The sequence below is a fragment of the Pseudomonas sp. RIT-PI-q genome (genome assembly GCF_001297125.1).
In the GTDB taxonomy this organism is placed as follows: domain Bacteria; phylum Pseudomonadota; class Gammaproteobacteria; order Pseudomonadales; family Pseudomonadaceae; genus Aquipseudomonas.
In genome coordinates, this window is sequence record NZ_LHPC01000042.1 from 1 (window position 1) to 24,449 (window position 24,449).

Consider the following 24,449-nt stretch of genomic DNA (forward strand, 5'->3'; position numbering starts at 1 on the left):
GTGGTTTCAGAGTTCGCTAGCACATCACAGACCTGTAGGAGCGAGGCTTGCCCGCGAAGGCGGCTGCACAGTCAACATCAACGTCGCCTGATACAGCGCTTTCGCCGGCCAGCCGGCTCCTACAGGGGGTTATGTGGTTTCAGAGTTCGCTAGCACATCACAGACCTGTAGGAGCGAGGCTTGCCCGCGAAGGCGGCTGCACAGTCAACATCAATGTCGCCTGATACAGCGCTTTCGCCGGCAAGCCGGCTCCTACAGGGGGTTATGGTGGTTTCAGAGTTCGCGAGCACACCACATACCTGTAGGAGCGAGGCTTGCCCGCGAAGGCGGCTGCACAGTCAACATCAATGTCGCCTGATACAGCGCTTTCGCCGGCGAGCCGGCTCCTACAGGGGTTTCGGTGATGCTTAGAGTTCGCGCCACATGTGGATTTTGTCGAAGTAGTCCTCGCCGACCCGCACCGCCAGCGGTTCGAGGCCGAACTGGATGAAGCCGCAGCGCTGGTAGAGGTTGAACGCCGCTTCGTTGCCGGCGGTGCCGGTCAGCTGGATCAGCCCCAAGCCTTGAGGGTTTTGCGCCTCAGCCAAAGCGGCCTGCCCCAGTTGATAACCAAGCCCGCGCTGGCGGACCTTGCCGGACACATACATGCCGAACAGTGTCGCCTTGTGCCGGGCTTTTTCCCGAGGCTCGAAGGCCAGGCCGACGATGCCCGCCAGTTCACCCTCCTCGAACGCCCCGAATACCACGTCCAGCTTGCTGGTCAGGCGCGACTCCCACCAACCCAGCGGCATCGCCGCGCGTTCGCGCACGCTGGAGGTAAACGCCTGGGGGTGCAGGTCGTAGGCTTCGAGCATCAGCGCCCGATAATCCAGGGCATGACTGGCATCCAGCCGTTCAATCCACATGGTCAAGCCGTCCGCCGTTGCTCAAGCATCAGCCGCACCGCCAACGCGGACAGTACGAACCCCATGAAATAGCGCTGCACCGCGAGCCAGCTCGGGTTGTTGACGAACCACGAGGCGATGCCTGCGGCGAACAGCGCGATCAGTAGATTGACGCAGAAACTGACGCTGATCTGAGTCAGCCCCAGCACGATACTTTGGGTAAACACCGAACCGTGCTCAGGCGTGATGAACTGCGGAAACACCGACAGATAAAACACCGCGATCTTCGGGTTCAGCGCACTGGTCAGAAAGCCCATGGTGATCAGTTTGCGCGAGGAATCCGGTGGCAACTGCTGGGCTTCGAACGGCGAACGCGCCCCCGGTTTGACCGCCTGCCAGGCCAGCCACACCAGGTACAGCGCGCCGGCCCACTTCAACACTTCATAGGCCATCGGCACCGCCAGAAACACCGCGGTCAACCCGGCCGCCGCCGCGAACAGGTGCACGAAAAAACCTGCGACCACACCGAGCAACGAGGTCACCCCGGCCTTGCGTCCCTGGCAGATCGAGCGGGAGATCAGGTAGATCATGTTCGGCCCTGGTGTCAGCACCATCAGCAGTGCGGCAGCGGCGAAGATCAGCAAGTCTTGAAGCGGGATCATGGCGGTTCCTTTGCGTAAATGATCAGGCAGTCGCGATTAACGACGCTCGATAAAACGGCAGGATCAGGTCCCGTGTCAATGGCGCCAGAGTGACATCGCCGTCGGTGGCCGGGTCGATCCAGCGCACCTCTTCGATCTCGGCGGCCGGGGTGACGTCTGAATCGATGGTCAGCTGAAAGAGTTCGGCCTGTACGACAAAACCCGGTTCATTGGCCGCCGGTGCCGAGAACTGCCCGAGGTAGATGGCATGCGCCGGATCGACGACCAGGCCCAACTCTTCTTCCAGTTCGCGGGCCAGGGCGTGGGCCGGTTGCTCATGGGCTTCGATCTTGCCGCCGGGTTGCATGAAGGCCTCGGTGCCGCGCTTGCGCACCAGCAGTGTGCGACCGTCCGGGCCGATCAACAGGGCGGCGGCGATGCGGATGAGTGGGAGTGACGTTGCGGATGAAAGGGTCATGGACACGAATTAGCCTTTGGAACAAAGGCGCAAGGATCACACGAAGGGAAATGACCGACAACTAATCCCTCTGTAGGAGCTGGCTTGCCAGCGAAGGGGTCCTTGAGTCTTGCATCGCCCGTGTGGCCGCCTTCGCTGGCAAGCCAGCTCCTACAATTGGGCGGTGGCCTTGAGCCTGCGCTGGCAAGCCCGATTCCTGTAGGAGCTGGCTTGCCAGCGAAGGGGTCTTTGAGTCTTGCGTCGCCCATGTGGCCGCCTTCGCTGGCAAGCCAGCTCCTACAGGACGGCGTTAGCCAGGAGTGCTGTTTCCTCGTCCGGGATTTTTACGAAGATGCTGTATTTCGCGCCCTCCATGGCTTCGAAGGCGATCAACTTTTCCACCAGCGGCCCGCTCAACACCTTGCCGGCATTGAGCAGCAGCATGCCGTTGTCGGCATTCAGATTGCGCGCCAGGATCATGCCCGCCGCCACTTCCCGCGTGGTCAGCACCTTGACCGACGGATCGGCCAGCGAAACATCACTCTGATACGCGGCGCAGACCTGAATGAAGTCCTCGACCATCTCAGGGTCGTAAAGCTTGCCGGCATAGTTGCGGATGTAGACCAGCGCTTCATCGCTGTTCATCTGCCGTTCAAGGATCAGCCCACGCTGTAATTCGATGAAATCCACGGCCAGTTTCAGCAACCGCGAACCGAACGGAATCGCCTCGCCCTTGAGCCGGTCGGGGAAGCCGCTGCCGTCCCAGCGCTCCTGATGGTGAAGGATCAGACGGGCGGCGTCCTTCATCGGGTCGAGGGTCATCAACAGCGATTCACTCTGCTTTGGATAACTGCGATAGCGCTCACGGTCATTGTGGTGCAGCAAGTCCGAAGGCGCGGTCATCATGCTGTCGGTCCAGCTCAACTTGCCGATGTTGTAGAGCGCGGCGGCCATGGCCAGGTCGCGGCTGGTGCCTTCGTCCAGCCTATGAAGTTTGCAGTACACCCGCACCAGTTCGATGATCTGGCGATTAGTCTGCTTGGCTGGCGGCAAGCGCAGGTTGGTCAGCAACGAGAACACCTCGGTGCCGGTGACATAGCTGTGCTTGAGCTCTTCGGAGGCGAGGTCGAGCATGTCGGCGGTCTGCTGGAGTTCGGCAGTGCGCGAGGCGACGTGTTTGTCCAGGGTGGTATTGAGCGATTTCAACTGGTCGTTCTGCTGCCGGATCAGCAATTCCAGGCGCTGGCGCTCGCGCTCGGAATGCTGATGAGCCAAGGCCTGGCGCAAGGTCAGGAGCATTTCCTCGTCGTTCCAGGGTTTGCTGATGTAGCGGTGAATCTGCCCTTCGTTGATGGCTTTGATGATCGTCGGCAGGTCGGCGTAACCGGTCAGCAGGATGCGGGTGGTGGTCGGGTAGAGCTTATGGATATGGCCCAGCAGCGTGGCGCCGTCCATGTTGGGCATGCGCGCGTCACTCATCACCAGGTCGATGGGCTGTTGCGCCATCATCTCCAGGGCCTGGGCACCGCTGGTGGCCAGCAGCACCTCGAAGGGCTGGCCGCGTAACAGGCGACGCAGGCTGTTGAGGATTGACTCCTCGTCATCGACCAGCAGCACCTTGGGTTTATCGGTCAAAGTCGTGGGGAGTTGCTCTTCCATGGCGTCACCTCAAGTGAAACAGCTACAGCTTCGTGTCAGGCGCCGGGCAAACATCCCCTATTGCTGGAGCCTGAACTACAGGCTAGATGATTTTCAGCCGGTCCCGGGAATTCATTCGCCTCATTCGGATGAGCGAAGTGCCAGTCAGAGGACTATGCTCTGATCACTCGGATCCATAATCTGTACGTTCGGCCAGGTGATCAGGGAAAGGATGCCCCCTATGCGCACACCGCACCAAACCGTTGGTCGCCGCGTATGTCGATAAATACGCTGCTGACGCGGACCAATCGTCGGATTCTCATCGTCGACGACACCGCCTCTATTCATGAGGATTTCTTCAAGATCCTCAGTCCGCCATCGATCGATGACGACCGCCTGACCAGTGCCGAAAATGCCCTGTTCGGCACCCCGGCGGCGATATCGCTGCAAAGTTTCGTACTCGATTCGGCGTTCCAGGGCCTCGAAGCCCTGGATAAGGTCGAGACCGCGTTGGCCAACGACCTGCCCTACGCAATGGCCTTCATCGACATGCGCATGCCACCGGGCTGGGACGGCCTGGAAACCATCGCGCGGCTATGGCAGGTCGATCCCAAGCTGCAAGTGGCGCTGTGCACCGCCTATTCCGACTATTCCTGGGAAGACATCGACGAGCGCCTCGAGCTGGGTGATCGCCTGCTGATTCTGAAAAAACCCTTCGATGCCATCGAAATTCGCCAAATGGCCAGTTCACTGACCGCCAAATGGCAGATGACCGAAGACGCGGCGCTGAAGATGTCGCTGCTCGAACAAGCGGTCGAGGAACGCACCCGGGAGCTGTCTGATGCCAACATCATTGTGCAAAACAGCCCGACCATTCTGTATCGACTGCGCGGCGAACCGTCGTTCCCGCTGATGTACATTTCCCACAACATCACCAAGTACGGGCACATCGCCGCCAACCTGGTGGCCTCGGCCAACTGGGCCCAGGAGCTGATCCATCCCGACGATCAATTGAAAGTCGACACCGCCATGGCCCGGGTGCTGGACCGCCATGCGGCCGGGGCGTCCATCGAGTTTCGCATGCGCACCGGCGCAGGTGCCTGGCGCTGGGTGGAAAACCGCTACATTCCGGTGCGCGACGATGAAGGCCGTTTGCTCGAAGTCGAAGGCATCATCATCGACATCACCGAGCGTAAGGTGGCCGAAGAGAAAATCGCCCTGCTGGCGCGCACCGACGGGCTCACCGGGCTGGCCAACCGCGCAACGCTGATCGAACGACTGCACCAGGCCTTCGCCGCCGCACGTCGGGGTGCAACACCGTTCGCGATCTTTTATCTGGACCTGGATCACTTCAAACGCATCAACGATACCCTTGGGCACCCGGTGGGCGATCTGTTGCTGCAAGAAGTCTCCCGACGGATGAAAGGCTGCGTGCGCGAGAACGATGTCGTGGCCCGACTCGGCGGTGACGAGTTCGCGATCCTGCAACTGGACGTCAGTGACCCTACCCACTCCGCCGCCTTGGCCACCAAGGTCCGCGATGCGCTGGTGCTGCCCTACTCCCTGGCCGGCAACGACGTGCGGGTGTCGGTCAGCATCGGCATCAGCAGTTACAGTGCGGCCTGCACCAGCGCCGACGGGCTGCTGACCCAGGCTGACATGGCGCTTTACCGTTCCAAGGAAAAGGGCCGCAATCAGTACCACTTCCACTCCGAGGAGATCAATCAGGAGGTGGTCGAGCGCATGGCCATCGCCAGCGATTTGCGCGAGGCGATCGAACACGACGAACTCGAACTGCACTACTGGCCGGAAGTCGACCTGAGCAGCGGCAAGATCCTCGGTATGGAAGCGCAGGTCACGTGGAACCACCCCGAGCGCGGTCTGCTGGAGGCCGCTGCGTTCCTGCCCGCCGCCGAAAAGACCGGCACCATCGTCGCCCTCGGTCACTGGGTGCTGGATCGCGCCTGCCAACAGATGCGCCAGTGGCGTGACGCAGGCATGGCGCCGCCGGTGATTGCGATCAAGCTGTCGCTGGCCCAACTCAAAAGTGGTCCCGAACTGATCTATGACGTGCTGCGTACCACCGCACGCTGGGAGCTCTGCCCGTGGGACCTGCGTTTCGACGTCACCGAGGCGACGCTGGCCCAGACCAAATGGACCCACAACGACGTGCTGCCGCGCCTGCGTGAGCTGGGCGTGAAGATCGCCATCGACGACTTCGGCACCGAATATTCCTCGTTCGACTACCTCAAAACCTACCAGGTCAATCACCTGAAGCTTGCCCAGGCCTTCATCGACACCGCCGCCCGCGACCCGGCCAGCGCCAACACGTTGCGCGCCATTATCAATTTTGCACGGGAGGTAGGGATCGGAATCATCGCCGAAGGTGTCGAAACCCAGGAACAGCGCAGTTCGCTGATGGCCACCGGCTCGCCGATGAACGCCCAGGGTTACTTCTTCAGCAAAGCCGTCAGCAGCCAGCAGGCCGCCGAGCTGTTGAAAGCCGGGAGCATCGTGCCCGCCCACCGCGACATCGGGCCGATTCTGGACAACCCGCCACGCTCCACGGAGGACAAGGAATGAAAACGCCTTTCGTGCGGACCAATCGGCGCATTCTGATCGTGGACGACACGCCCTCGATCCATCAGGACTTTCGCAAGATCCTCGGCCCCGAAACCGAGGGTGAGCAAAGCCTGGCCGGCGCTGAAGAAGCCTTGTTCGGCACCCTGCAGCTTGACCGGCTGACGTTCCAGCTCGACTCGGCCTATCAGGGCCAGGAAGCCCTCGAACTGGTCACGAAGGCGCTGGCCGAAGGTCGCCCCTACGCCCTGGTGTTCACCGACATGCGCATGCCACCGGGCTGGGACGGCCTGGAAACCATCGAACAACTGTGGAAGGCCGACCCGCACCTGCAAATCGCGCTGTGCACGGCCTATTCCGATTACACCTGGGAAGCCATGGCCGAACGGCTGGAATTCGGCGATCAGTTGCTGGTGCTGAAAAAGCCCTTCGACAGCCTGGAAATCCGCCAGATGGCCAGTGCCCTGACCTGGAAATGGCAGATGGCCCAGGACGCGGCGATGAAGGTGCTCAGCCTGGAGCAAACCATCGAGGCGCGGGTCCACGAACTGCTCAAGGTCTCGCATCTGTTGCAGTACGACGTGTTGACCGAACTGCCCAACAGCACGTTGCTGGGTGACCGGTTGAACCAGTCCCTGGCCTTGTCTCGACGCCATGACAAGCAACTGGCGGTGATGTTTCTCGGGCTCGATCGCTTCAAGCGCATCAACAATGCCCTGGGGCATCCGGCCGGTGACGAGATGCTCAAACAGGTCGGGCGCAATCTGGTGGCGACGGTGCGTGAGTCCGATTCGGTTTTTCGCTACGGCTCCGACGAATTCGTGGTGATTCTCGGCGATGTCCGCCACCCGCAGCAGACCAAGGGCATCGCCGAAAAACTCTTGAACGCCATCCGCGCGCCCCAGCACATCGCCGGCCATGACCTGAGCGTAACCGCCAGCCTGGGCATCAGCATTTACCCCGACGACGGCTTCGATGCCATCGCGCTGATCAAGAAAGCCGAAACCGCGATGCGCAACGTCAAGGAGAGTGGCCCGAACGATTACAGTTTTTTCATCGACGAGATGAACCAGCGCGCCCGGGATCAGCAAAGCATCGAGACCGGCATCCGCCTGGGGCTTGAGCGCAACGAGTTTGTCCTGCATTACCAGCCCAAACTGGACTTGGGCAGCGGCCAGGTGGTCGGTGCCGAGGCGTTGATTCGCTGGCAAAAACCGGGGCAAGGTCTGGTCTACCCGTCGGACTTCATCAGTGTCGCCGAAGACAGCGGCCTGATCGTGCCGCTGAGCAAATGGGTGCTGGCCGAAGCCTGCCGACAAGCCTGCGCCTGGCAAGCCGCCGGGCTGCCGAAGATTTGCATGTCGGTGAACATGTCGGCGATCGATTTCCGTCAGCGGGACTTTGTCGATGGCATCGAACAGACACTGGCAAAAACCGGCCTGGAACCGGCGTTGCTGGAACTGGAAATTACCGAAGGCGTGCTGATGCAGAACATCGACACCACCGTCAATGCCCTGACCCGCCTCAAGGAAATGGGGGTGCGCCTGGCCATCGATGACTTCGGCACCGGCTATTCCAGCCTGAGCTATCTGCGGCGTTTTCCCATCGATGTGCTGAAAATCGACCAGTCGTTCATTCGCGGCTTGAGCAGCGACAGCAATGACGCCGCGCTGGTCAGCGCCATCATCAGTCTGGGGCGCAGCCTCAACCTGACCATCATCGCCGAAGGGGTGGAAACCCTCGAACAACTGGATTTCCTCAAATCCCATCAATGTGAAGAGGGCCAAGGCTATTACTTCAGCAAAGCCGTGGAGCCAGACGCCTTCGTGCAGTACCTGAGGTCGGTAAAACCTCCTCCATCCGCAGTCATGTGAACGATGCGAAACGACACACCGGCCATCAGCCAAGGAATCATCAGATGTCGTCCTCCTTCCACCGCCTGCTCATGGCGCCGCTGCTCGGACTCTGTCTGAGCGCCAGCGGCGCACCACTGGATGAACCGCTCAAACCGCTACCGGCGGTGCCACAGCAAAACCCGCAGCGCGTCGAACTCGGCCGCCAGTTGTTCAACGAACCTCGCTTGTCGGTCAACGGCAGCCTGTCCTGCGCCAGTTGCCATCGCCTGGAAAACGGCGGCGCCGACGACAAGGACTTTTCCATTGGTTTCGCCGGCCTTCCGGTGGCGATCAATACCCCGAGCGTGTTCAACGCCAGCCTGAACTTCCGGCAATTCTGGAACGGCCGGGCCGACACCCTGGAAACCCAGATCCATGAAGTGGTGCAAAGCCCCAGCGAAATGGGCAGCAACTGGGAGCACGTAGTGCAGACGCTGACTGCCGATCCGGGCTACCAGACTTCGTTCGCCAACGCTTACCCGGACGGCGTAACCATGAAGAATGTGCAAAACGCCCTGGCCAGCTACGAGCGCACATTGATCAGCGCCAATTCGCGTTTCGACCAATACCTGCAAGGCAACACCGAGATTCTCAGCACCGACGAGAAATACGGCTACCAACGCTTCAAGGAATACGGCTGCATTGCCTGCCATCAAGGCGTGAATATCGGTGGCAACATGTTCCAGAAGTTCGGGGTCATGGGCGACTACTTCCAGGCCCGCGGCTCTCCCACCCAAACCGACCTGGGACGCTACCTGGTAACCCAGGATGAAGAGGATCGCAACGTGTTCAAGGTGCCAAGCCTGCGCAACGTCGCGGTGACCGCGCCGTATTTTCACGACGCCTCGGCGAAAACCCTGGAAGACGCGGTGGACGTAATGTTCAAGTTCCAGCTCGGGCGCATCCCTTCCGCCGAGGACAAGACTCTGATCATCGAATTCCTCAAGACCCTGACCGGTGAATGGGGAGGCAAACCCTTATGAAAATGTCCCGCCGCCGCAGCCTGGCATTGCTCGGTGTCGTCGCCCTGATGCTGGCCTCGACGCTGCTGTTCCTGTACCTCAAATCCAGCTCGAACCAGACGCCGGTCTATGCCGAATCCCGAGACCTGATCGGGCGGATCAAACAGCTGAACGCGCAATGGGAAACCGAGATCCTCAAGGCCAGGATCGCCATCAGTCACAACTACGATCCGCTGGTCACGCCGCTGACCGAGATGACGCAACTCTGGGAGCGATTCGACACAATGGAGTCGAACCACGGCCGCAACGACACGCCCATCTGGCGTGCCGGCCATGATGCGTACCTGAGCGCCATCCAGGAGAAGACCCGCCTGGTGGAACAGTTCAAGTCCCACAACGCGGTGCTGCGCAACTCGCTGGCGTTTCTGCCGACCGCCGAAGACGACATTCAGCAACCACTCTCCCAACTGATGGACGGCGACAAACTGCAACTGCAAAACATCGCCACCGACACCTATGACCTGGTACTCAGCACCATGGAATTTTCCATGGTCACCTCGGATGACAAGGCCGCTGAAATTCTGGTGGGTTTGAACAAACTGGGCGTGAACAAACTGCGCCTGCCAGAGCAGTTCCACAGCCCGCTCGATATTATGAGCAACCACATCGCACTGATTCTGCGTGAGCAACCGGTGGTCAACGGTTTGCTGGAAAACATCGAAGCCATTCCCGTGGCCGAGCGCCTGGACGATATCACCAGCCTGCTGAACACCGACCAGCAGCAAGCCGACGCCGTCGACCAGCGCTATCACTTCTACATGCTGGTGTTTTCGGTACTGCTGGTGCTGCTGCTGGTGTACCTGGCGATTCACCTGATGCGCAGCTTCACGGAAATCAGTCGCGTCAACAAAGCCCTGAAAACCGCCAATGACGACCTGGAACTGCGGGTTGAAGAGCGCACTCGCGAACTCCGGGATACCCAGAGCGAACTGCTCGATACCGCGCGCCAGGCGGGCATGGCGGAGATCGCCACCAATGTGCTGCACAACGTCGGCAACGTGCTCAACAGCGTGAACATCTCGGCCGACCTGGTCTCGCGTAAAGTGCGCGCCAGCAAGGCGCAGGGCCTGGGCAAGGCGATGCAACTGATCAACCAGCATCAGGGCGACCTCGGGACCTTCCTGACCCAGGATGAGAAAGGCAAGTTGCTGCCCGGCTACTTGAATCAGCTAGTGGAGGCCATAGCCCTTGAACAACAAGGCATGACCGACGAACTCGCGCAGTTGAGCAAAAGCGTCGACCACATCAAGGACATCGTCGCCACCCAGCAGTCCTACGCGGGCGCCAACAGCCTGATGGAACCGCTGCACATCAGCGAATTGCTGGAAGACGCCCTGCGCATGAACTCCGGCGCCCTGACCCGGCATCACGTCACGGTGGTCAAGGACTACAGCGACGTGCCGCAGGTGATGGGCGACAAGCACCGGTTGCTGCTGATCCTGATCAACCTGATCAGCAACGCCAAATACGCGATGTCCGAGCTCAGCGATCGCCCGCGGCAAATGACCCTCGGGGTAAAAATCATCGAGGACACGACCCTGCAAGTCAGCGTCAAGGATGACGGCGAAGGCATCGCCGAGGAAAACATGACGCGGATCTTTGCCCACGGCTTTACCACGCGCAAGGAGGGTCACGGCTTCGGCCTGCACAGCTGCGCCCTGGCCGCCATCGAGATGAACGGCCACCTCACCGCCCATAGCGACGGGCCGGGCAAAGGCGCGTTGTTCACCTTGCAGATCCCGCTGAAAACCGTCACGGAGGACGCATGAGCGCACCGTCCAACCGACGTATTCTGCTGATCGACGACACGCCGTCCATCCATGTGGATTTCCGTAAGATCCTCACGCCCACCCCCGTGCAGACTGTCGAACTGGACGAGATGGAGGCCGCACTGTTCGGCAGTGAGGTGAAATCCGCCAGCGTTCTGTTCGAACTGGATTCGGCTTACGGCGGGCAGGAAGGGTTGGGCAAACTGAAATGGGCCTTGCAGGAACATCGGCCCTACGCCCTGGCCTTCGTCGACATGCGCATGCCCGAGGGCTGGGACGGCGCGCAGACCATCGAACACTTGTGGCAGGCAGACCCACGCCTGCAAGTGGTGGTGTGCACCGCCTATTCCGACTATTCCTGGGATGAACTGCTGGACCGTTTGCAGGCCCACGACCGCCTGCTGATTCTGAAAAAGCCGTTCGACAACATTGAAGTCCAGCAGATGGCCAACACCCTGCTGACCAAATGGGACATGACCGAACGGGCCAGTGTGCAGATGGACGATTTGGGGCAGATGGTCGAGCGCCGAACCCGGCAGCTCACCGAAACCAGCGTTGAGTTGCAGCGGGAAATCGACGAGCGCAAACAGCTTGAATCGCAACTGGTGCAATCGGAAAAACTCGCCTCACTGGGGCAACTGGCAGCCGGCGTCGCCCATGAAATCAACAACCCCATCGGCTTTATTTCCTCCAACCTCGGCTCCCTCGATGGCTACTTCAAGCAGATTCAGGAAATGCTCGACGCGTATCGTGACGCGGAAGAAGCGATCGGTTCCCCTCAGCTGGTCGAGCGCTTGCAACAACTGCGCGAACGGATCGAACTGGAGTTCCTGCGCGAGGACATTCCGCTGCTGATCAAGGAGTCAAAGGAAGGCATCAGCCGCGTTGGGCAGATCGTCAAAGACCTGAAGGATTTCTCCCGCGTCGACTCCAGCCAGGAGTGGCAGTGGGCGAATGTGCAGCAAGGCATCGAGTCGACCCTGAACATCGTCGCCAACGAACTGAAGTACAAGGCCGATGTGGTGAGGGACTATCAGGCCCTGCCCGAGATTGAATGCCTGCCGTCGCAAATCAATCAGGTGATCATGAACCTGATCGTCAACGCGTCCCAGGCCATCGGCCCGGAGCGCGGCATTATCACCCTGCGCACCGGGCTTGAGGGTGAAACGGTGTGGATCGAAGTCGCCGACACCGGCGCCGGCATTACGCCGGAGCACCTGAAGAAAATTTTCGACCCGTTCTTCACCACCAAACCGGTGGGCCAGGGGACAGGGCTCGGGTTGTCCCTGTCCTATGGCATCGTGAAGAAACATCGGGGGGATATTTCGGTGCGCAGTGAACTGGGTGTGGGCACCACCTTTCGGGTGCAGTTGCCAATCCACCAAACGAAGCAGGCAGGCTGAACACCGATCCACTGTGGGAGCGGGCTTGCCCGCGATGACTGAGTCACATCCAACAGAGATGTTGGCTGACCCACCGCTATCGCGGGCAAGCCCGCTCCCACAGGTTTCTTACCAATCAGCTGATCAGGTGGCTTCCTGGAAATCCATTTCCGGTGGCTGGCGACGGAAGCCGCCGGTCAGCACCGCCAAGTACACCACGCCAATCGCCAGCCAGCTGAGACCCAGATAAATCGCCAGGTGATCGAGGCTGACCATCAGCCACAAGTCCGCCGCCAGGCCAATGAACGGGAACAGCAGAAACAATACGAACTCACGCAGACCTTTCTTCTCGCCGCCAATCCAGTAATGAAAGATCACCGACAAATTCACCAGGCTAAACGCGAGGAACGCGCCGAAGTTGATGAACGAGGTCGAGGTGGTCACGTCCAGTTTCAGTGCCAGCAAGGCCACCACGGCGCACAGCAGGATGCTGTTGACCGGCGTGCCAAAGCGTTCGTGCAAGGTGCCAAAGAAGGATTTTGGCAGTACACCGTCGCGCCCCATGGCGAACAGCAACCGCGAACCACTGGCCTGCGCCGACAGGCCCGAGGCGAACTGGCCGACGATCAGGCCGATCAGGAAGATCGTCACGAACAGATCACCACCGATGTTGCGGGCGATTTCATAAGCCGCCGAATCGACGCTGTCGAACTGAAACGACGGGTGCGCGATTTGCACGAAGTAGGACACGCTGACGAAGATCAGCCCGCCGATCAGGGTAATCAGCATGATCGCCCGCGGGATGGTGCGGCGTGGGTCGCGGGTTTCTTCAGTCAGGGTGCTGACCGCGTCGAAACCAAGGAACGAGTAACAGGCGATGGCCGCGCCGCTCATGATCAGCGGCATCTGCATGTCGCCGTTGAAGAACGGTTTGATCGACCACAGCGGCGTGCTCGCATCACCGCCGACGTAATGCACGCACAGCGCGACAAACGCGATCAGCACCAGGAACTGCACCAGCATCAGCAGGGCATTGATGCCGTTGGCCAGTTTCAAACCGATGATGTTGATCGCGCTGGTGATGCCGATGAACGCCAGCACCCAGATCCACTGCGGCACGGCCGGGAACGCGGAGTTGAGGTAGGCGGCGCCGATCAGCCAGATCGCCATGGGCAGGAACAGGTAATCGAGCAACACCGCCCAACCGGCGATGAAACCGAGTTTCGGGCTGATCGCCTTGCGCACATAGCTGTAGGCCGAGCCGGCCACTGGAAACGCCGAGGCCATTCGGCCATAGCTCATGGCGGTGAAGAACATCGCCACCAGTGCCGCGAGGTAAGCGGCCGGGACCATGCCGGCGGTGGATTGAGCGAGGATGCCAAAGGTGCCGAGCACAATGATCGGCGTCATGTAGGCGATGCCGAACAGCACCACCGAACCCAATGACAGGGTGCGTTGCAAACGAGCCATGAGCGACTACTCCGAATTTATTAGATTTATGGCAGAGCCGAGTTCGGCGCAAATTACCGGTGTTGCGTTGTTGTTCTTGGGTGAATGGGTAAAGAGGTGTGGTGGTTGGTCGGGCCTCTTCGCTGGCAAGCCAGCTCCTACAAGGGTCGCGCGTAACCTGTAGGAGCTGGCTTGCCAGCGAAGGCGTCAGCAGCTCAGCGCGAAGGAATCAGCAGCTCCCGAAGCCCATTGGCATGCTCAACCAATTCCCCCGGCAACTTCAGCCGCTGATCATCCAGGTAGCGATAATCCTGCCGCGCCGCCGTCAGCTGATTCAGGTCCAGTTCTACCGCGAACTGCCCTTCATCCCGCCCGGCCTCGAACAACAGCGTGCCCAGAGGATCTACCAGCGCACTGCCGCCGGCGAACAGCAACCCGCCATCGCCCTCTTCCACCCGGTTGACCATCAGCGCAAACGCCTGGTTTTCCTGGGCGCGGGCCATGATCGCGGTGCGGTGAGTCGGGCCGTAAGGGTCCATGTTGCCGTTGGTGACGATCAGCAGCTCCGCGCCGAGTTGCGCCAGGGCGCGGGCGGTTTCAGGGAATTCGATGTCGTAGCAAATCAGCAGGCCGACGCGCACCCCGTTCCACAGACAGGTGGCGTAGCGATCACCCGGCTCGTACACACCGCGATCGGACGCCCAGAGGTGGGTCTTGCGATAGCGCAGGGCAATGCCTTCGGGCGTGATCAGCAGCGTGGTGTTGAAGAAACGGCCGTTATCGTTCTCGGCTGTACCAACGACCACGGCAATCTTGCGTTCACGGGCGGCGGCGACAATCGCGCTGACGGTCGGGCCATCAAGCGGTTCCGCGATCGCCGCCACCGTTTCGGCCGAGGGGAAGCCCATCAAATGACTTTCCGGAAACATGATCAGCTGCGTATCGGCGGCGCAGGCAGCAATCGCGGCCAAGGCGCGTTCGAGGTTGTAAGCCGTGTCGTTGTCACGGCCCGCCAATTGGGCGAGTTCGACTTTCATCGGTGATCCTTGTTATAGGCGCCGGGCGGGGAAAGATTGCCCGGTCGTTGTCTGTGCGCCAGTATGCGCAGCAAGCAACCGGCCGGGGAATCACGCCGCTGGGGTAACCCGATAGGGGTAGATGCATGACACTCTCGTTAGACGACATCGCCTGGCACCGCTCGGTCGGGCAACTGATCGACGCCCTCGACAAGCCGAACTTCTGGACGCAGCTGGTCCGGCTGCTGGACCAGTACGTGACCTTCGACAGCTGGGTGGCGCTGCTTTTCAGCGCCGATCAGCACCCGCAGGTGTTCGCCGAATGTCCCGGTGAGGACGGCAGCCCCGATCAATTGTTCCAGGATTACCTGCGAGGCCTGTACCTGCTGGACCCGTTCTACATCGCCTGCCGCGAGCAATCGCGTACCGGGCTGTATCGCCTGTCGGAAGTCGCGCCGGAGCATTTCGAGCTGACCGAGTATTACCAACGCTACTTTCGTCTGAATGTGGTGGCCGACGAAATCCAGTTCAATTGCCAACTCGAAGGCGATCGCACGCTGTGCCTGTCACTGGGCAGCAAGCAACGCTTCAGCGGCCAACAGATTGCCTTGCTGTCGCTGATCCAGCCGTGGGTGCTCGGCTTGTTGCGCCAGCGCCTGCCTTACGAAATCAACGAGGTCGTGGCCCTCGCGCCGGCGCCGATCCAGGGTGACTGGCGAGTGCAGCTCGAAGCCTCGGTGCAACAACTCAAAGGCGCGCAACTGACCGCCCGGGAGCTGGACGTCGGAAGGTTGATGCTCAGCGGTTGCTCCAGCAAGGAAATCGCTCGTAAGCTTGAGATCTCAGTTGAAACCGTGAAAGTCCATAAGAAACACATGTACAGCAAGCTGGGGATCAAGTCCCAGTCCGAGCTGTTTTCGATATTTCTCCAGGCCCAAAACGCCTGACCGTTCCAGTGGATTGCTTTTCATTTTCACTGTGGGAGCGGGCTTGCCCGCGATAGCGTCCTTTCAGAAAAACATATGTTGTTTGACATGACGCAATCGCGGGCAAGCCCGCTCCCACAGTGATGTGAGTCCAGCCATTCCACGGTGTTGAACACAACCGAGTCCGAACCCAAGGAACCCGTATGAGCCTGTCACTCCTGAGCCGCTACGCCTTCTTTGCCGTCTGTGTGATATTCACCCTCGCCAGCCTGCCCTTCCTCGAACACGACTGGCTCTGGCCAATCACCGCCGTCACCGGCGTTCTCAGCCTGGTGGGCCTGTTCGATCTGCTGCAAAGCCCTCACGCCGTGCGGCGTAACTACCCGATCCTCGGCAACATCCGCTACCTGGTCGAAGGCATTCGCCCGGAAATCCGCCAGTACCTGCTCGAATCCGACAGCGACGCCCTGCCCTTCTCCCGCGCCCAACGTTCACTGGTCTATTCCCGTGCGAAGAACGAAAGCGCCGACAAACCTTTCGGCACGTTGATCGACGTGTATCAGTCAGGTTTCGAGTTCATCGGCCACTCCATGCGCCCGGCGCCCTTGAGCGACCCGAGCAGTTTCCGCGTGACGGTCGGCGGCCCGCAGTGCACGCAGCCGTACTCGGCGTCGGTGTTCAACATCTCGGCCATGAGTTTTGGCTCCCTCAGCGCCAACGCCATTCGCGCGTTGAACCAGGGCGCCAAACTCGGCAATTTCGCCCACGACACGGGTGAAGGCAGCATCAGCGCGTATCACCGGGAAAACGGCGGCGACCTGACCTGGGAACTCGGCAGCGGCTACTTCGGTTGCCGCACCGCTGACGGCCGTTTCGACCCGGAACGCTTCGCCGCACAAGCACAGACGCCGCAAGTGCGGATGATCGAAATCAAGATGAGCCAGGGCGCCAAGCCCGGCCACGGCGGCATCCTGCCCAAGCACAAGGTCACCAAGGAAATCGCCGAAACCCGCGGCATTTTGATGGGCGAAGACTGTATCTCGCCGTCGCGACACAGTGCGTTTTCCACGCCGATCGAACTGATGCATTTCATCCAGCAACTGCGTGAACTGTCCGGCGGCAAGCCGGTGGGCTTCAAGTTTTGCCTCGGTCACCCGTGGGAATTCATGGGCATCGCCAAGGCCATGCTGGAAACCGGGATTCTCCCGGACTTTATCGTAGTCGACGGCAAGGAAGGCGGCACCGGCGCTGCACCCGTGGAGTTCACCGACCACATTGGCGTGCCGATGCGCGAAGGGTTGCTGTTCGTGCACAACACCCTGGTCGGCCTGAACCTGCGGGACAAGATCAAGCTCGGTGCCAGCGGCAAGATCGTCAGCGCCTTCGACATCGCCAGCGTCCTGGCCATCGGCGCCGATTGGGCCAACTCGGCGCGCGGCTTCATGTTCGCCATCGGCTGCATCCAGTCGCAAAGCTGCCACACCAACAAATGCCCGACCGGCGTCGCCACCCAGGACACCCTGCGCCAACGCGCGTTGGTGGTCCCGGACAAGGCGCAGCGCGTGTTCAACTTCCACCGCAACACGCTCAAGGCCCTGGCCGAAATGCTCGCCGCTGCGGGCCTCGATCATCCGTCGCAGTTGTCGGCCAAGCACCTGGTGCGGCGCATGTCGGCCACCGAGATCAAACTGTTCTCGCAGCTGCACGTGTTTTTGAAACCGGGGGAATTGCTCACCGGTGAAGTGAACGGCGAGTTTTATTCGCGGATGTGGCAGATGGCGCGTTCGGATAGTTTTGAGCCCAACGAATTAGCCGCAGCCTGATTCCATCTGTAGGAGCCGGCTTGCTGGCGAACCAGACGATGCAGTGGGGCAGGTGAATCGCCTTCGCTGGCAAGCCAGCTCCTACAGGGCTGTGCATGGGGTTCCATCCGTAGGAGCCGGCTTGCTGGCGAACCGGGCGATGCGGTGGGTCAGGTGAATCGCCTTCGCTGGCAAGCCAGCGCCTACAATCACCAGCGCAGCGCCTTGATTGGGGCCGGTTCTTTCATGACGATAAAACCGTAATCGCCCAACAGGAAAATCCGGTAGTACGGATTTTCCAGCAGCGGCGGATAACCTAGATACCCGACCCGGGTCGCGTTACGTCGCTCCTTCTCCGCGACTACGTTGGTGATGCCCACTTTCGGCAGGTTTTCGGCCAGCATGAAAAAGTCGATATTCAGCAAGAAGTGCAACACCGGCATTTGCTTGAACGACCCCGCCGCCCCCACCAGCCAGTGATCGGAATAGGTCACCGACATGTAAATACGCTTGGCCTCGCGCAGCTCTCGGTGGGACGCAATGTCGTACTCAAGGCTCAGTAGCGCACTCGACGCGAAAGTTTTTTGCAGCGTCAGCACCCGACCATAGGCGTACGACAATGACAGCATCGCCAGCAATGGAATCACCAAGAGCAGCGGCAACCGTTCATGGATTCGCGCCAGCGCCAAATGACTCAAATAAAACATCAGCACCAGCAGGACCGCGAAACCCATCAGCGTCCTGGCGCCTTCATTGAAATCCCGGAAAAACAGCGCGACACCCGACACCAGCAATGTCACCACCGGCAAGGTCAGCAAACACAGCAGACCGATCAGGCATTTCTTCAGCCCGGTGTCCTGACGCTCCAGCACATTCATACCCAGCCGCACGGCGCCGGCAATGGCGCACAGCAACAGCGCGGCGAAGACCCAGGCAAATCCTCCGTGAAACAGCAGCACGACTTTTTCCAGGACCCTGGCGATGTTGACTTGGATTTGCAGCAACGGTGCCGCCGTCCAGTTCAACAACAACGTGCGATTGTGCTTCATGAACGGATACGCACTGGCGGCGTAGATCAGCCAGGCCAGTACAGTCTGGGCGATTTTCCAGCCGATCAAGTCGCGCCATTGCGGCCAGGCCAACCGTTCATTGGCCCCCCTTAGCAGCTCAAGGCAACACAAGCCCAGAAACACATTGAGGCTCACCTGATAGAGCCCCAGCGCCAGCGCAATCAGGAAGGAAGGCACCAGCCATTGAAGGATGCGTGAAGGATGGCGAAACGTGATCGCGTAGATCACCGCCACCACGCTGAAGGCCATCGGCGCGCCGTCGTACTGATAAGACAGGTTTTGCAGGAAGAACGGGTTGTACCAAAGCGGCAACAGCACCAGGCAACGGGAAATCGTCGGTTGCGGGTAGTAATGAAACGTCAGGCTGGTCAATGCCGAGGCCATGGCCAGCGTGGCGATCAACAGCGGTAGTGGAAAGATGTTTGGAGCGGCATTGCTGAAGGTGAACAGGTTGTAGAACAGCTCGGTGAACAACCGCCCCTGCTCCGCCCAGGCTGTACCCGCCGACAAGGAACGCCAGTTGTCATCGATGTAGGGATAATCCGCGAGGATCAGCGGGACGATGTACACCAGGGTCGCGATCAGAAAAAACAGCCAGACCTGCCGACGCCCGAGTTCTTTGCTGAGATAGTCGATCAACCTGCCCATGCTAAAGCCCGAGCCGGTCTTTGCCGCCGATGACGTCTTTCACCACATAGCGCGGTCGATGCTTGGCCTCGATGTAAATGCGGCCGACGTATTCGCCGAGGATGCCGATGCCGATCAACTGCACGCCACCGAGAAACAGAATCGCGGTCATCAACGAGGGGTAACCGGGCACGCTGTTGCCGAAGAAAATCTTGTCCAGCACCATGTACACCGCGTAGAGCACCGCGAAGATCGAAATCCCGCCACCGATGTACGTCCACAAACGCAACGGCACCGTGCTGAACGAGGTCACGCCTTCCAGCGCCAGGTTCCACAGCTTCCAACCGTTGAACTTGCTGGCTCCGGCCACCCGCCTGGCGCGTTCGTATTCCACCACTACAGTGTTGAACCCGGCCCACGACAGCACACCCTTCATGAACAACTGATGCTCGGGCAGTGCGCGAATCACGTCGACTACCTTGCGGTCCATCAGCCGGAAGTCGCCTACGTTTTCTTCGATGCGGGTGTATGAAATGCGATTCAACAGGTGGTAAAACAGCGCCGCACTGTGGCGTTTCAGATAACTGTCGGCGGTCCGGTCCCGGCGCTTGGCGAGCACCACATCGGCGCCTTTTTGCCATTCTTCGATCAACCGCGGGATGACGCTGATCGGATCCTGCAAGTCCACGTCCATGGGGATCACCGCATCGCCGGTGGCGTATTCCAGGCCGGCGAACAGCGCCGGTTCCTTGCCGAAGTTGCGCGAGAAGTTAATCAGCATGACCTGTTCATCGGCTTGCGCCAGAGCCTTGACCTGTTCAGCCGTGCGATCGGAACTGCCATCGTTGATGAACACGATCTCGACCTCAGCGTTTTCAAGCTTCAACTCACGCCGCACCGCCAGATAAAACAGGCTGATCGCCTGTTCTTCATTGAATACTGGAACGATCAACGAGACCTTCATGCGTCACGCTCGCGAAACACCACATACTTTGAAAACAGGAAGCCCAACACCAGGCTCAACGCCGAAAATATAGCCACTGTCAGCAGACCGTGTAGTCGCCATACGTCTCCTGCATGACCGACGCCGAGGCTCAACGCGCCCATGGCCCCGAGAAACAGCAGATAGCCGCCGACCGAGGCCTTGGCATCGAAGGTATACAGCGCGTTCATGTAGAAGGAAAACGAGGCGGCAACGCAGAAGGCCGCCAGATTGCTCAGCGCCTGACTGCAGCCAGCCGCCACGCTGAGCAGGAAAAAGATTTGCCAGTGAATCAGCGTGTTGGCGACCCCGATCACCGTGTAGCTGGAAAACCCTTTCCACAAGAGTCGCATGGTGACTCTCCTCTTGAGGCCGTGGCACAACCCGTCATAAAGCTTTGAACCTGTCTACTGTCAGAAATCACAGGTCTGATGGCCTTTCAGACCAGCGGTTAGGGTTTCAGCGCACTGTCAGGAGACATTCCGTAATACCCAGGCTTTGCAATTGCCGGCGAATCACGCCACCCTGCGCGCCGCCCGATGTACGGCGCGCACTCTTCGGCGCCTTCGGCGACCCCTTACTTCACACCCGTTCACGAGCCCGCCGTCATGACGTTTGAGCGCGATCACCGGATCGACTTTTTCCGGGGCCTGGCACTGATCTTCATCTTCTGGGATCACGTGCCTCACAACCCGTTGGGTCAAATCACCTTGCGTAACTTCGGCTTCAGCGACGCTGCCGAAATCTTCGTGTTCCTGGCCGGTTATGCGGCCGTCCTGGCCTACGGCAAAATCCTTGCGCGCGACGGTTTTCTGATCGCCTGCATCAAGATCCTGCGGCGCGCGTGGGTGCTCTACGTGGTGCATATTTTCCTGCTGGCGATGCTGATGGGCATTGTGTTCTTCGCCAACAGCCATGTGGAAACCCGCGACCTGGTGGAAGAAATGGGCATGCACCACTTCATCAGCGATCCGCAGCAGGCCTTGATCGATGAGCTGCTGTTGCGCTTCAAGCCGAACCTGATGGACCCATTGCCGCTGTACATTTTGCTACTGGCGGGACTGCCGCTGGTGTTGCCGCTGCTGGTGCGCAAGGCCTGGGTGGTGGTCGCGATGTCGCTGGCGGTGTACCTGATGGTGCCGCTGTTTGGCTGGAACCTGGCCGCCATCAAGGACGGTGTGTGGTACTTCAACCCCGTCGCCTGGCAACTGCTGTTTGTCCTCGGCGGCGCGGCGGCGATTCACGGGACCCGGCCACGCTTGCCCGACACCCGTTCGCTGGCGCGCCAGCCGTTGTTTGTGAGTGCGGCACTGTACGTGGTGGTCGCCGGGGTGATTACCGTGGCATGGCGCTGGCCGCCGATTCATGACGCCTTGATGCCCGCCAGCCTGAGCAACCTGTTATACCCGATCAGCAAGACCGACCTGTCGCCGGTGCGCCTGGTGCATTTCCTGGCACTGGCTTACGTCACCGCGAAACTGCTTCCAGACACCGGATGGACGCAGAACTGGCTGGCGCAGCAAAGCTGCCGCATGGGTCGTTTTTCCCTGGAGATCTTCTGCCTGGGCGTGTTGCTGGCGCCGCTGGCGGACATGCTCAACGCGCTGACCGACGATGCTTTTGCCATGCAGATTTTCACGGCGTTGGTGGGGGCCGGGTTGATGGCGTTGCTGGCAGCGTGGCTGGAGTTCAATAAGCGGTTGAACCAGACAATCAAAAGATCGCAGCCTGCGGCAGCGCCTACAGGAGATTGCGATCGACCGATTGAACGCATTCCCCTGTAGGCGCTGCCGCAGGCTGCGATCTTTTGATCTTCCACAACGAAAAAGCCCCGATCATCACGACCGGGGCTTTTTCATTTCAAATGTTACAACTTACGAAGCCGAACGCACTGCAGCTTGCGACACATTGGTCGGTTGCAGCTTGAACACGTAGAACAATACCGTCAGCAGCACCAGGAACGCCGGGCCGACATACAGCGCCACACGGGTGTCCGGGAAGTACGCCATCAGACCCACCCCCAACACCAGGAACGCCAGCGCCAGGTACGAACTGACCGGGTACAGCCACATTTTGTATTTCAGGCCGGCACGTTCACTGGCGCTCAGGCCTTGGCGGAACTTGAGTTGGGCCAGCAGGATCATCACCCAGGTCCAGATCGCGCCGAAGGTGGCAATCGCCGTCACCCAGACGAAGACTTTCTCAGGCACCAGGTAGTTGAGCAGCACGCCCAGCAGCAAGGCGCCGATCGACAACAGCAGTGCGCGACGCGGCACGCCGTTGCTGGAGGTCTTGGCGAAACCGGCCGGGGCCTGGCCGTTCTGCGCCAGGCTGTACAACATGCGCCCGGTGCTGAAGATGCCGCCGTTGCAGGACGACAGCGCGGCGGTAATCACCACGAAGTTGATGATGCCGGCGGCAGTCTTGATGCCCAGACGTTCGAACGTCATGACGAACGGACTGCCCTGGGTGCCGATTTCGTTCCACGGGTAGATCGACAGGATCACGAACAGCGCGCCGACGTAGAACAGCAGAATCCGCCAGAACACCGAACCGATGGCGTTAGGGATGGTTTTCTGCGGGTTCTTCGCTTCACCGGCGGTCAGGCCGATCATCTCGACGCCGAGGTAGGCGAACATGACCATTTGCAGCGACATCAACACGCCTTGTACGCCGTTGGGCATGAAGCCGCCGTGAGCCCACAGGTTGGAAATCCCCAGGGCCACACCGTCGTTGCCGAAACCGAAGGCGATCACACCGATACCGCCGATCACCATGGCGATGATGGTGACGATCTTGATCAGGGCAAACCAGAATTCGAATTCACCGAAGGCCTTCACGGCGATCAGGTTGATGGTGCCCATGCTGATCAAGGCCGACAAGGCCCAGATCCAGCGCGGTACGTCGGGGAACCAGACGCCCATGTACACCGCCACGGCGGTGATTTCCGCGACGCAGGTCACCAGCCACAGGAACCAGTAGTTCCAGCCGGTCAGGAAGCCGGCCAAGGGGCCGAGGTAGTCTTGGGCGTAACGGCTGAAGGAGCCGGCGACGGGGTTGTGCACGGCCATTTCGCCGAGGGCGCGCATGATCACCAGGATCGCCAGACCGCCGATGATGTAGGACAGCATGATGGCCGGGCCGGCCATTTCGATGGCTTTGGCTGAACCGAGGAACAGGCCGACGCCGATACAGGCACCGAGTGCCATCAAGCGAATATGCCGTTCGCCGAGTTCGCGTTTGAGCGGGCCGCCTTGAGCGGTTTCGCCTTGGGGCAGGTGGTTGCCAACTGGCATAGGGGTACAACCTCGTCTTGTTATTGGATATGACCACCGAGTCAATGAATCGCAGGCGGGGAAGCCGGCGCTTCCTGATACCGGGCGTGCCTTGTGGGCAAACCCGTCTTGTAGGACAAAACCTGCAAGATCAGCGGGGCATGCAGTATAAAAAGCTGGCGACAGAGATTTTCACTCTATAAACCACAAAATTCAGTCGTTAATCTCGGTAAAGCGGGGGTTTGCAGAGATAGATTGTCTGGGATTTGTAGGATTTTTCGCTGTTTGAAGCGGCGGGGAGTATTGCACGGCTTTGGTGCATCGTCATGATTCTGTGTGGGATCTGATTTTCTTGTGTAGGGCTCTGGTTCGGTTGTTTCAGGCTTTTTTTGGGGGGTACATATCCGTTTCTTCGGTGATGGCTGATATTGGTTCCGCCCTTACGGCGGGTCACTTTCGAAAAGCGCGAAAGTAACCAAAGCGCTTCTGCCCCTTTCGTTCGGTGCCTCGCTAAGGCTCGGCATGCCCTCGCTCCGGTCCTGCTCCGTGGGCCCGCCGCCATCGGCCATCCATGGCCGGGGGCGGCTAACCCGGCATCCATGCCGGGTTGCCCACTGCGCAGAACCTCCACTCGGCCTCTCGATGGGACGGTGCATCAAAATCAAAAGCACGGCGGCCTGCAGGCCGGCCTGATTGGGGAATACGCATTCCCCTGTAGGAGCGAGCTTGCTCGCGAAGAACGTTAACGATGACGCGTTTCAACAGGAGCACCCGGTGCCTGTGGGTCCATCGCGAGCAAGCTCGCTCCTACAGGGGATCGGTGCGATACAAATAGATGGGTACACACGGTCAATGTAGGAGCTGCCGAAGGCTGCGATCTTTTGATCTTGCCGTTGCTTTGCTTCGGCTTTTTAATCTTGATCTGCCGCCCCTTTCCCAGAGGCCGAACGCAGGCGTTGCGCAGGGGGCAACCCGGCATGGATGCCGGGTTAGCCGCCCCCGGCCATGGATGGCCGATGGCGGCGGGCCCCCGG

Annotated in this window: 18 protein-coding genes; 8 read left to right on the forward strand and 10 right to left on the reverse strand. The window is 60.1% G+C overall.

All coding sequences use genetic code 11. The features are described from left to right. Positions 1–407: 407 nt before the first annotated feature. The 4 genes from AEQ67_RS22830 to AEQ67_RS22845 form a co-directional block, all read right to left on the reverse strand. The gene (locus AEQ67_RS22830; RefSeq protein ID WP_059406080.1) at positions 408–905 is read right to left on the reverse strand and encodes a GNAT family N-acetyltransferase; all 498 of its coding nucleotides are present in this window, start codon (positions 903–905) and stop codon (positions 408–410) included. A 2-nt stretch (positions 906–907) separates the two neighbouring features. Beyond that, positions 908–1,546, reverse strand: coding sequence for a LysE family translocator (locus tag AEQ67_RS22835; protein WP_059406081.1), 639 nt, complete (start codon positions 1,544–1,546; stop codon positions 908–910). Between the two features lie 22 nt (positions 1,547–1,568). Then, positions 1,569–2,003 carry an NUDIX hydrolase gene (locus tag AEQ67_RS22840; RefSeq protein WP_059406082.1) on the reverse strand — a complete coding sequence of 145 codons (435 nt, stop codon included), beginning with the start codon at positions 2,001–2,003 and terminating at the stop codon, positions 1,569–1,571. Between the two features lie 276 nt (positions 2,004–2,279). After that, positions 2,280–3,641, reverse strand: a complete 1,362-nt coding sequence (locus AEQ67_RS22845; protein WP_059406083.1) for an HD domain-containing phosphohydrolase — start codon at positions 3,639–3,641, stop codon at positions 2,280–2,282. Positions 3,642–3,896: 255 nt separating this feature from the next. On the opposite strand from AEQ67_RS22845, the gene AEQ67_RS22850 reads away from it, so the two are divergent. The 5 genes from AEQ67_RS22850 to AEQ67_RS22870 are packed head-to-tail and all read left to right on the forward strand — an operon-like array spanning position 3,897 to position 12,289. Continuing rightward, positions 3,897–6,203 (forward strand): EAL domain-containing protein, encoded by a 2,307-nt coding sequence (locus tag AEQ67_RS22850; RefSeq protein ID WP_059406084.1) that lies wholly within the window; start codon positions 3,897–3,899, stop codon positions 6,201–6,203. Further along, entirely contained in the window at positions 6,200–8,074 is a 1,875-nt protein-coding gene (locus tag AEQ67_RS22855; RefSeq protein ID WP_059406085.1) for a putative bifunctional diguanylate cyclase/phosphodiesterase, read from the forward strand. Before AEQ67_RS22850 ends, AEQ67_RS22855 begins: the two co-directional genes overlap by 4 nt. Positions 8,075–8,118: 44 nt before the next feature. Further along, a complete protein-coding gene (locus AEQ67_RS22860) occupies positions 8,119–9,078 on the forward strand; it encodes a cytochrome-c peroxidase (RefSeq protein WP_059406086.1) in 960 nt (319 codons plus the stop codon). Continuing rightward, complete coding sequence (locus AEQ67_RS22865; protein ID WP_059406087.1) at positions 9,075–10,886, forward strand: DAHL domain-containing protein; 1,812 nt, start codon at positions 9,075–9,077, stop codon at positions 10,884–10,886. The genes AEQ67_RS22860 and AEQ67_RS22865 overlap by 4 nt, the downstream gene beginning before the upstream one ends. After that, positions 10,883–12,289 (forward strand): ATP-binding protein, encoded by a 1,407-nt coding sequence (locus AEQ67_RS22870; protein WP_059406088.1) that lies wholly within the window; start codon positions 10,883–10,885, stop codon positions 12,287–12,289. The genes AEQ67_RS22865 and AEQ67_RS22870 overlap by 4 nt, the downstream gene beginning before the upstream one ends. Positions 12,290–12,412: 123 nt before the next feature. On the opposite strand, the gene AEQ67_RS22875 is transcribed toward AEQ67_RS22870, so the two are convergent. Beyond that, on the reverse strand, positions 12,413–13,738 hold the full coding sequence (locus AEQ67_RS22875) for an APC family permease (protein ID WP_059406089.1): 1,326 nt from the start codon (positions 13,736–13,738) through the stop codon (positions 12,413–12,415). Between the two features lie 194 nt (positions 13,739–13,932). Then, positions 13,933–14,754, reverse strand: a complete 822-nt coding sequence (locus tag AEQ67_RS22880) for a carbon-nitrogen hydrolase family protein (protein WP_059406090.1) — start codon at positions 14,752–14,754, stop codon at positions 13,933–13,935. Between the two features lie 125 nt (positions 14,755–14,879). On the opposite strand from AEQ67_RS22880, the gene AEQ67_RS22885 reads away from it, so the two are divergent. Together AEQ67_RS22885 and AEQ67_RS22890 are read left to right on the forward strand one after the other, a co-directional pair. Further along, positions 14,880–15,680, forward strand: coding sequence for a helix-turn-helix transcriptional regulator (locus tag AEQ67_RS22885; protein ID WP_059406091.1), 801 nt, complete (start codon positions 14,880–14,882; stop codon positions 15,678–15,680). Between the two features lie 182 nt (positions 15,681–15,862). Further along, positions 15,863–17,482, forward strand: coding sequence for an FMN-binding glutamate synthase family protein (locus AEQ67_RS22890; RefSeq protein WP_059406092.1), 1,620 nt, complete (start codon positions 15,863–15,865; stop codon positions 17,480–17,482). A 188-nt stretch (positions 17,483–17,670) separates the two neighbouring features. Here AEQ67_RS22890 and AEQ67_RS22895 read toward each other — a convergent pair whose 3' ends face one another. Genes AEQ67_RS22895 through AEQ67_RS22905 form a run of 3 tightly spaced genes read right to left on the reverse strand, consistent with a single transcriptional unit; the run spans position 17,671 to position 20,493 of the window. Further along, positions 17,671–19,179, reverse strand: coding sequence for a glucosyltransferase domain-containing protein (locus tag AEQ67_RS22895; RefSeq protein WP_059406093.1), 1,509 nt, complete (start codon positions 19,177–19,179; stop codon positions 17,671–17,673). A gap of 1 nt (position 19,180) precedes the next feature. Further along, entirely contained in the window at positions 19,181–20,122 is a 942-nt protein-coding gene (locus AEQ67_RS22900) for a glycosyltransferase family 2 protein (protein WP_059406094.1), read from the reverse strand. Further along, positions 20,119–20,493: a GtrA family protein gene (locus AEQ67_RS22905; RefSeq protein WP_059406095.1), complete on the reverse strand. Its 375-nt coding sequence runs from the start codon at positions 20,491–20,493 to the stop codon at positions 20,119–20,121. The genes AEQ67_RS22900 and AEQ67_RS22905 overlap by 4 nt, the downstream gene beginning before the upstream one ends. 255 nt (positions 20,494–20,748) lie before the next feature. Here AEQ67_RS22905 and AEQ67_RS22910 point away from each other — a divergent pair, with 255 nt between their 5' ends. Continuing rightward, complete coding sequence (locus tag AEQ67_RS22910; RefSeq protein WP_059406096.1) at positions 20,749–21,924, forward strand: OpgC family protein; 1,176 nt, start codon at positions 20,749–20,751, stop codon at positions 21,922–21,924. Between the two features lie 90 nt (positions 21,925–22,014). Here AEQ67_RS22910 and AEQ67_RS22915 read toward each other — a convergent pair whose 3' ends face one another. After that, complete coding sequence (locus tag AEQ67_RS22915; protein WP_059406097.1) at positions 22,015–23,436, reverse strand: amino acid permease; 1,422 nt, start codon at positions 23,434–23,436, stop codon at positions 22,015–22,017. Positions 23,437–24,449: the final 1,013 nt, after the last annotated feature.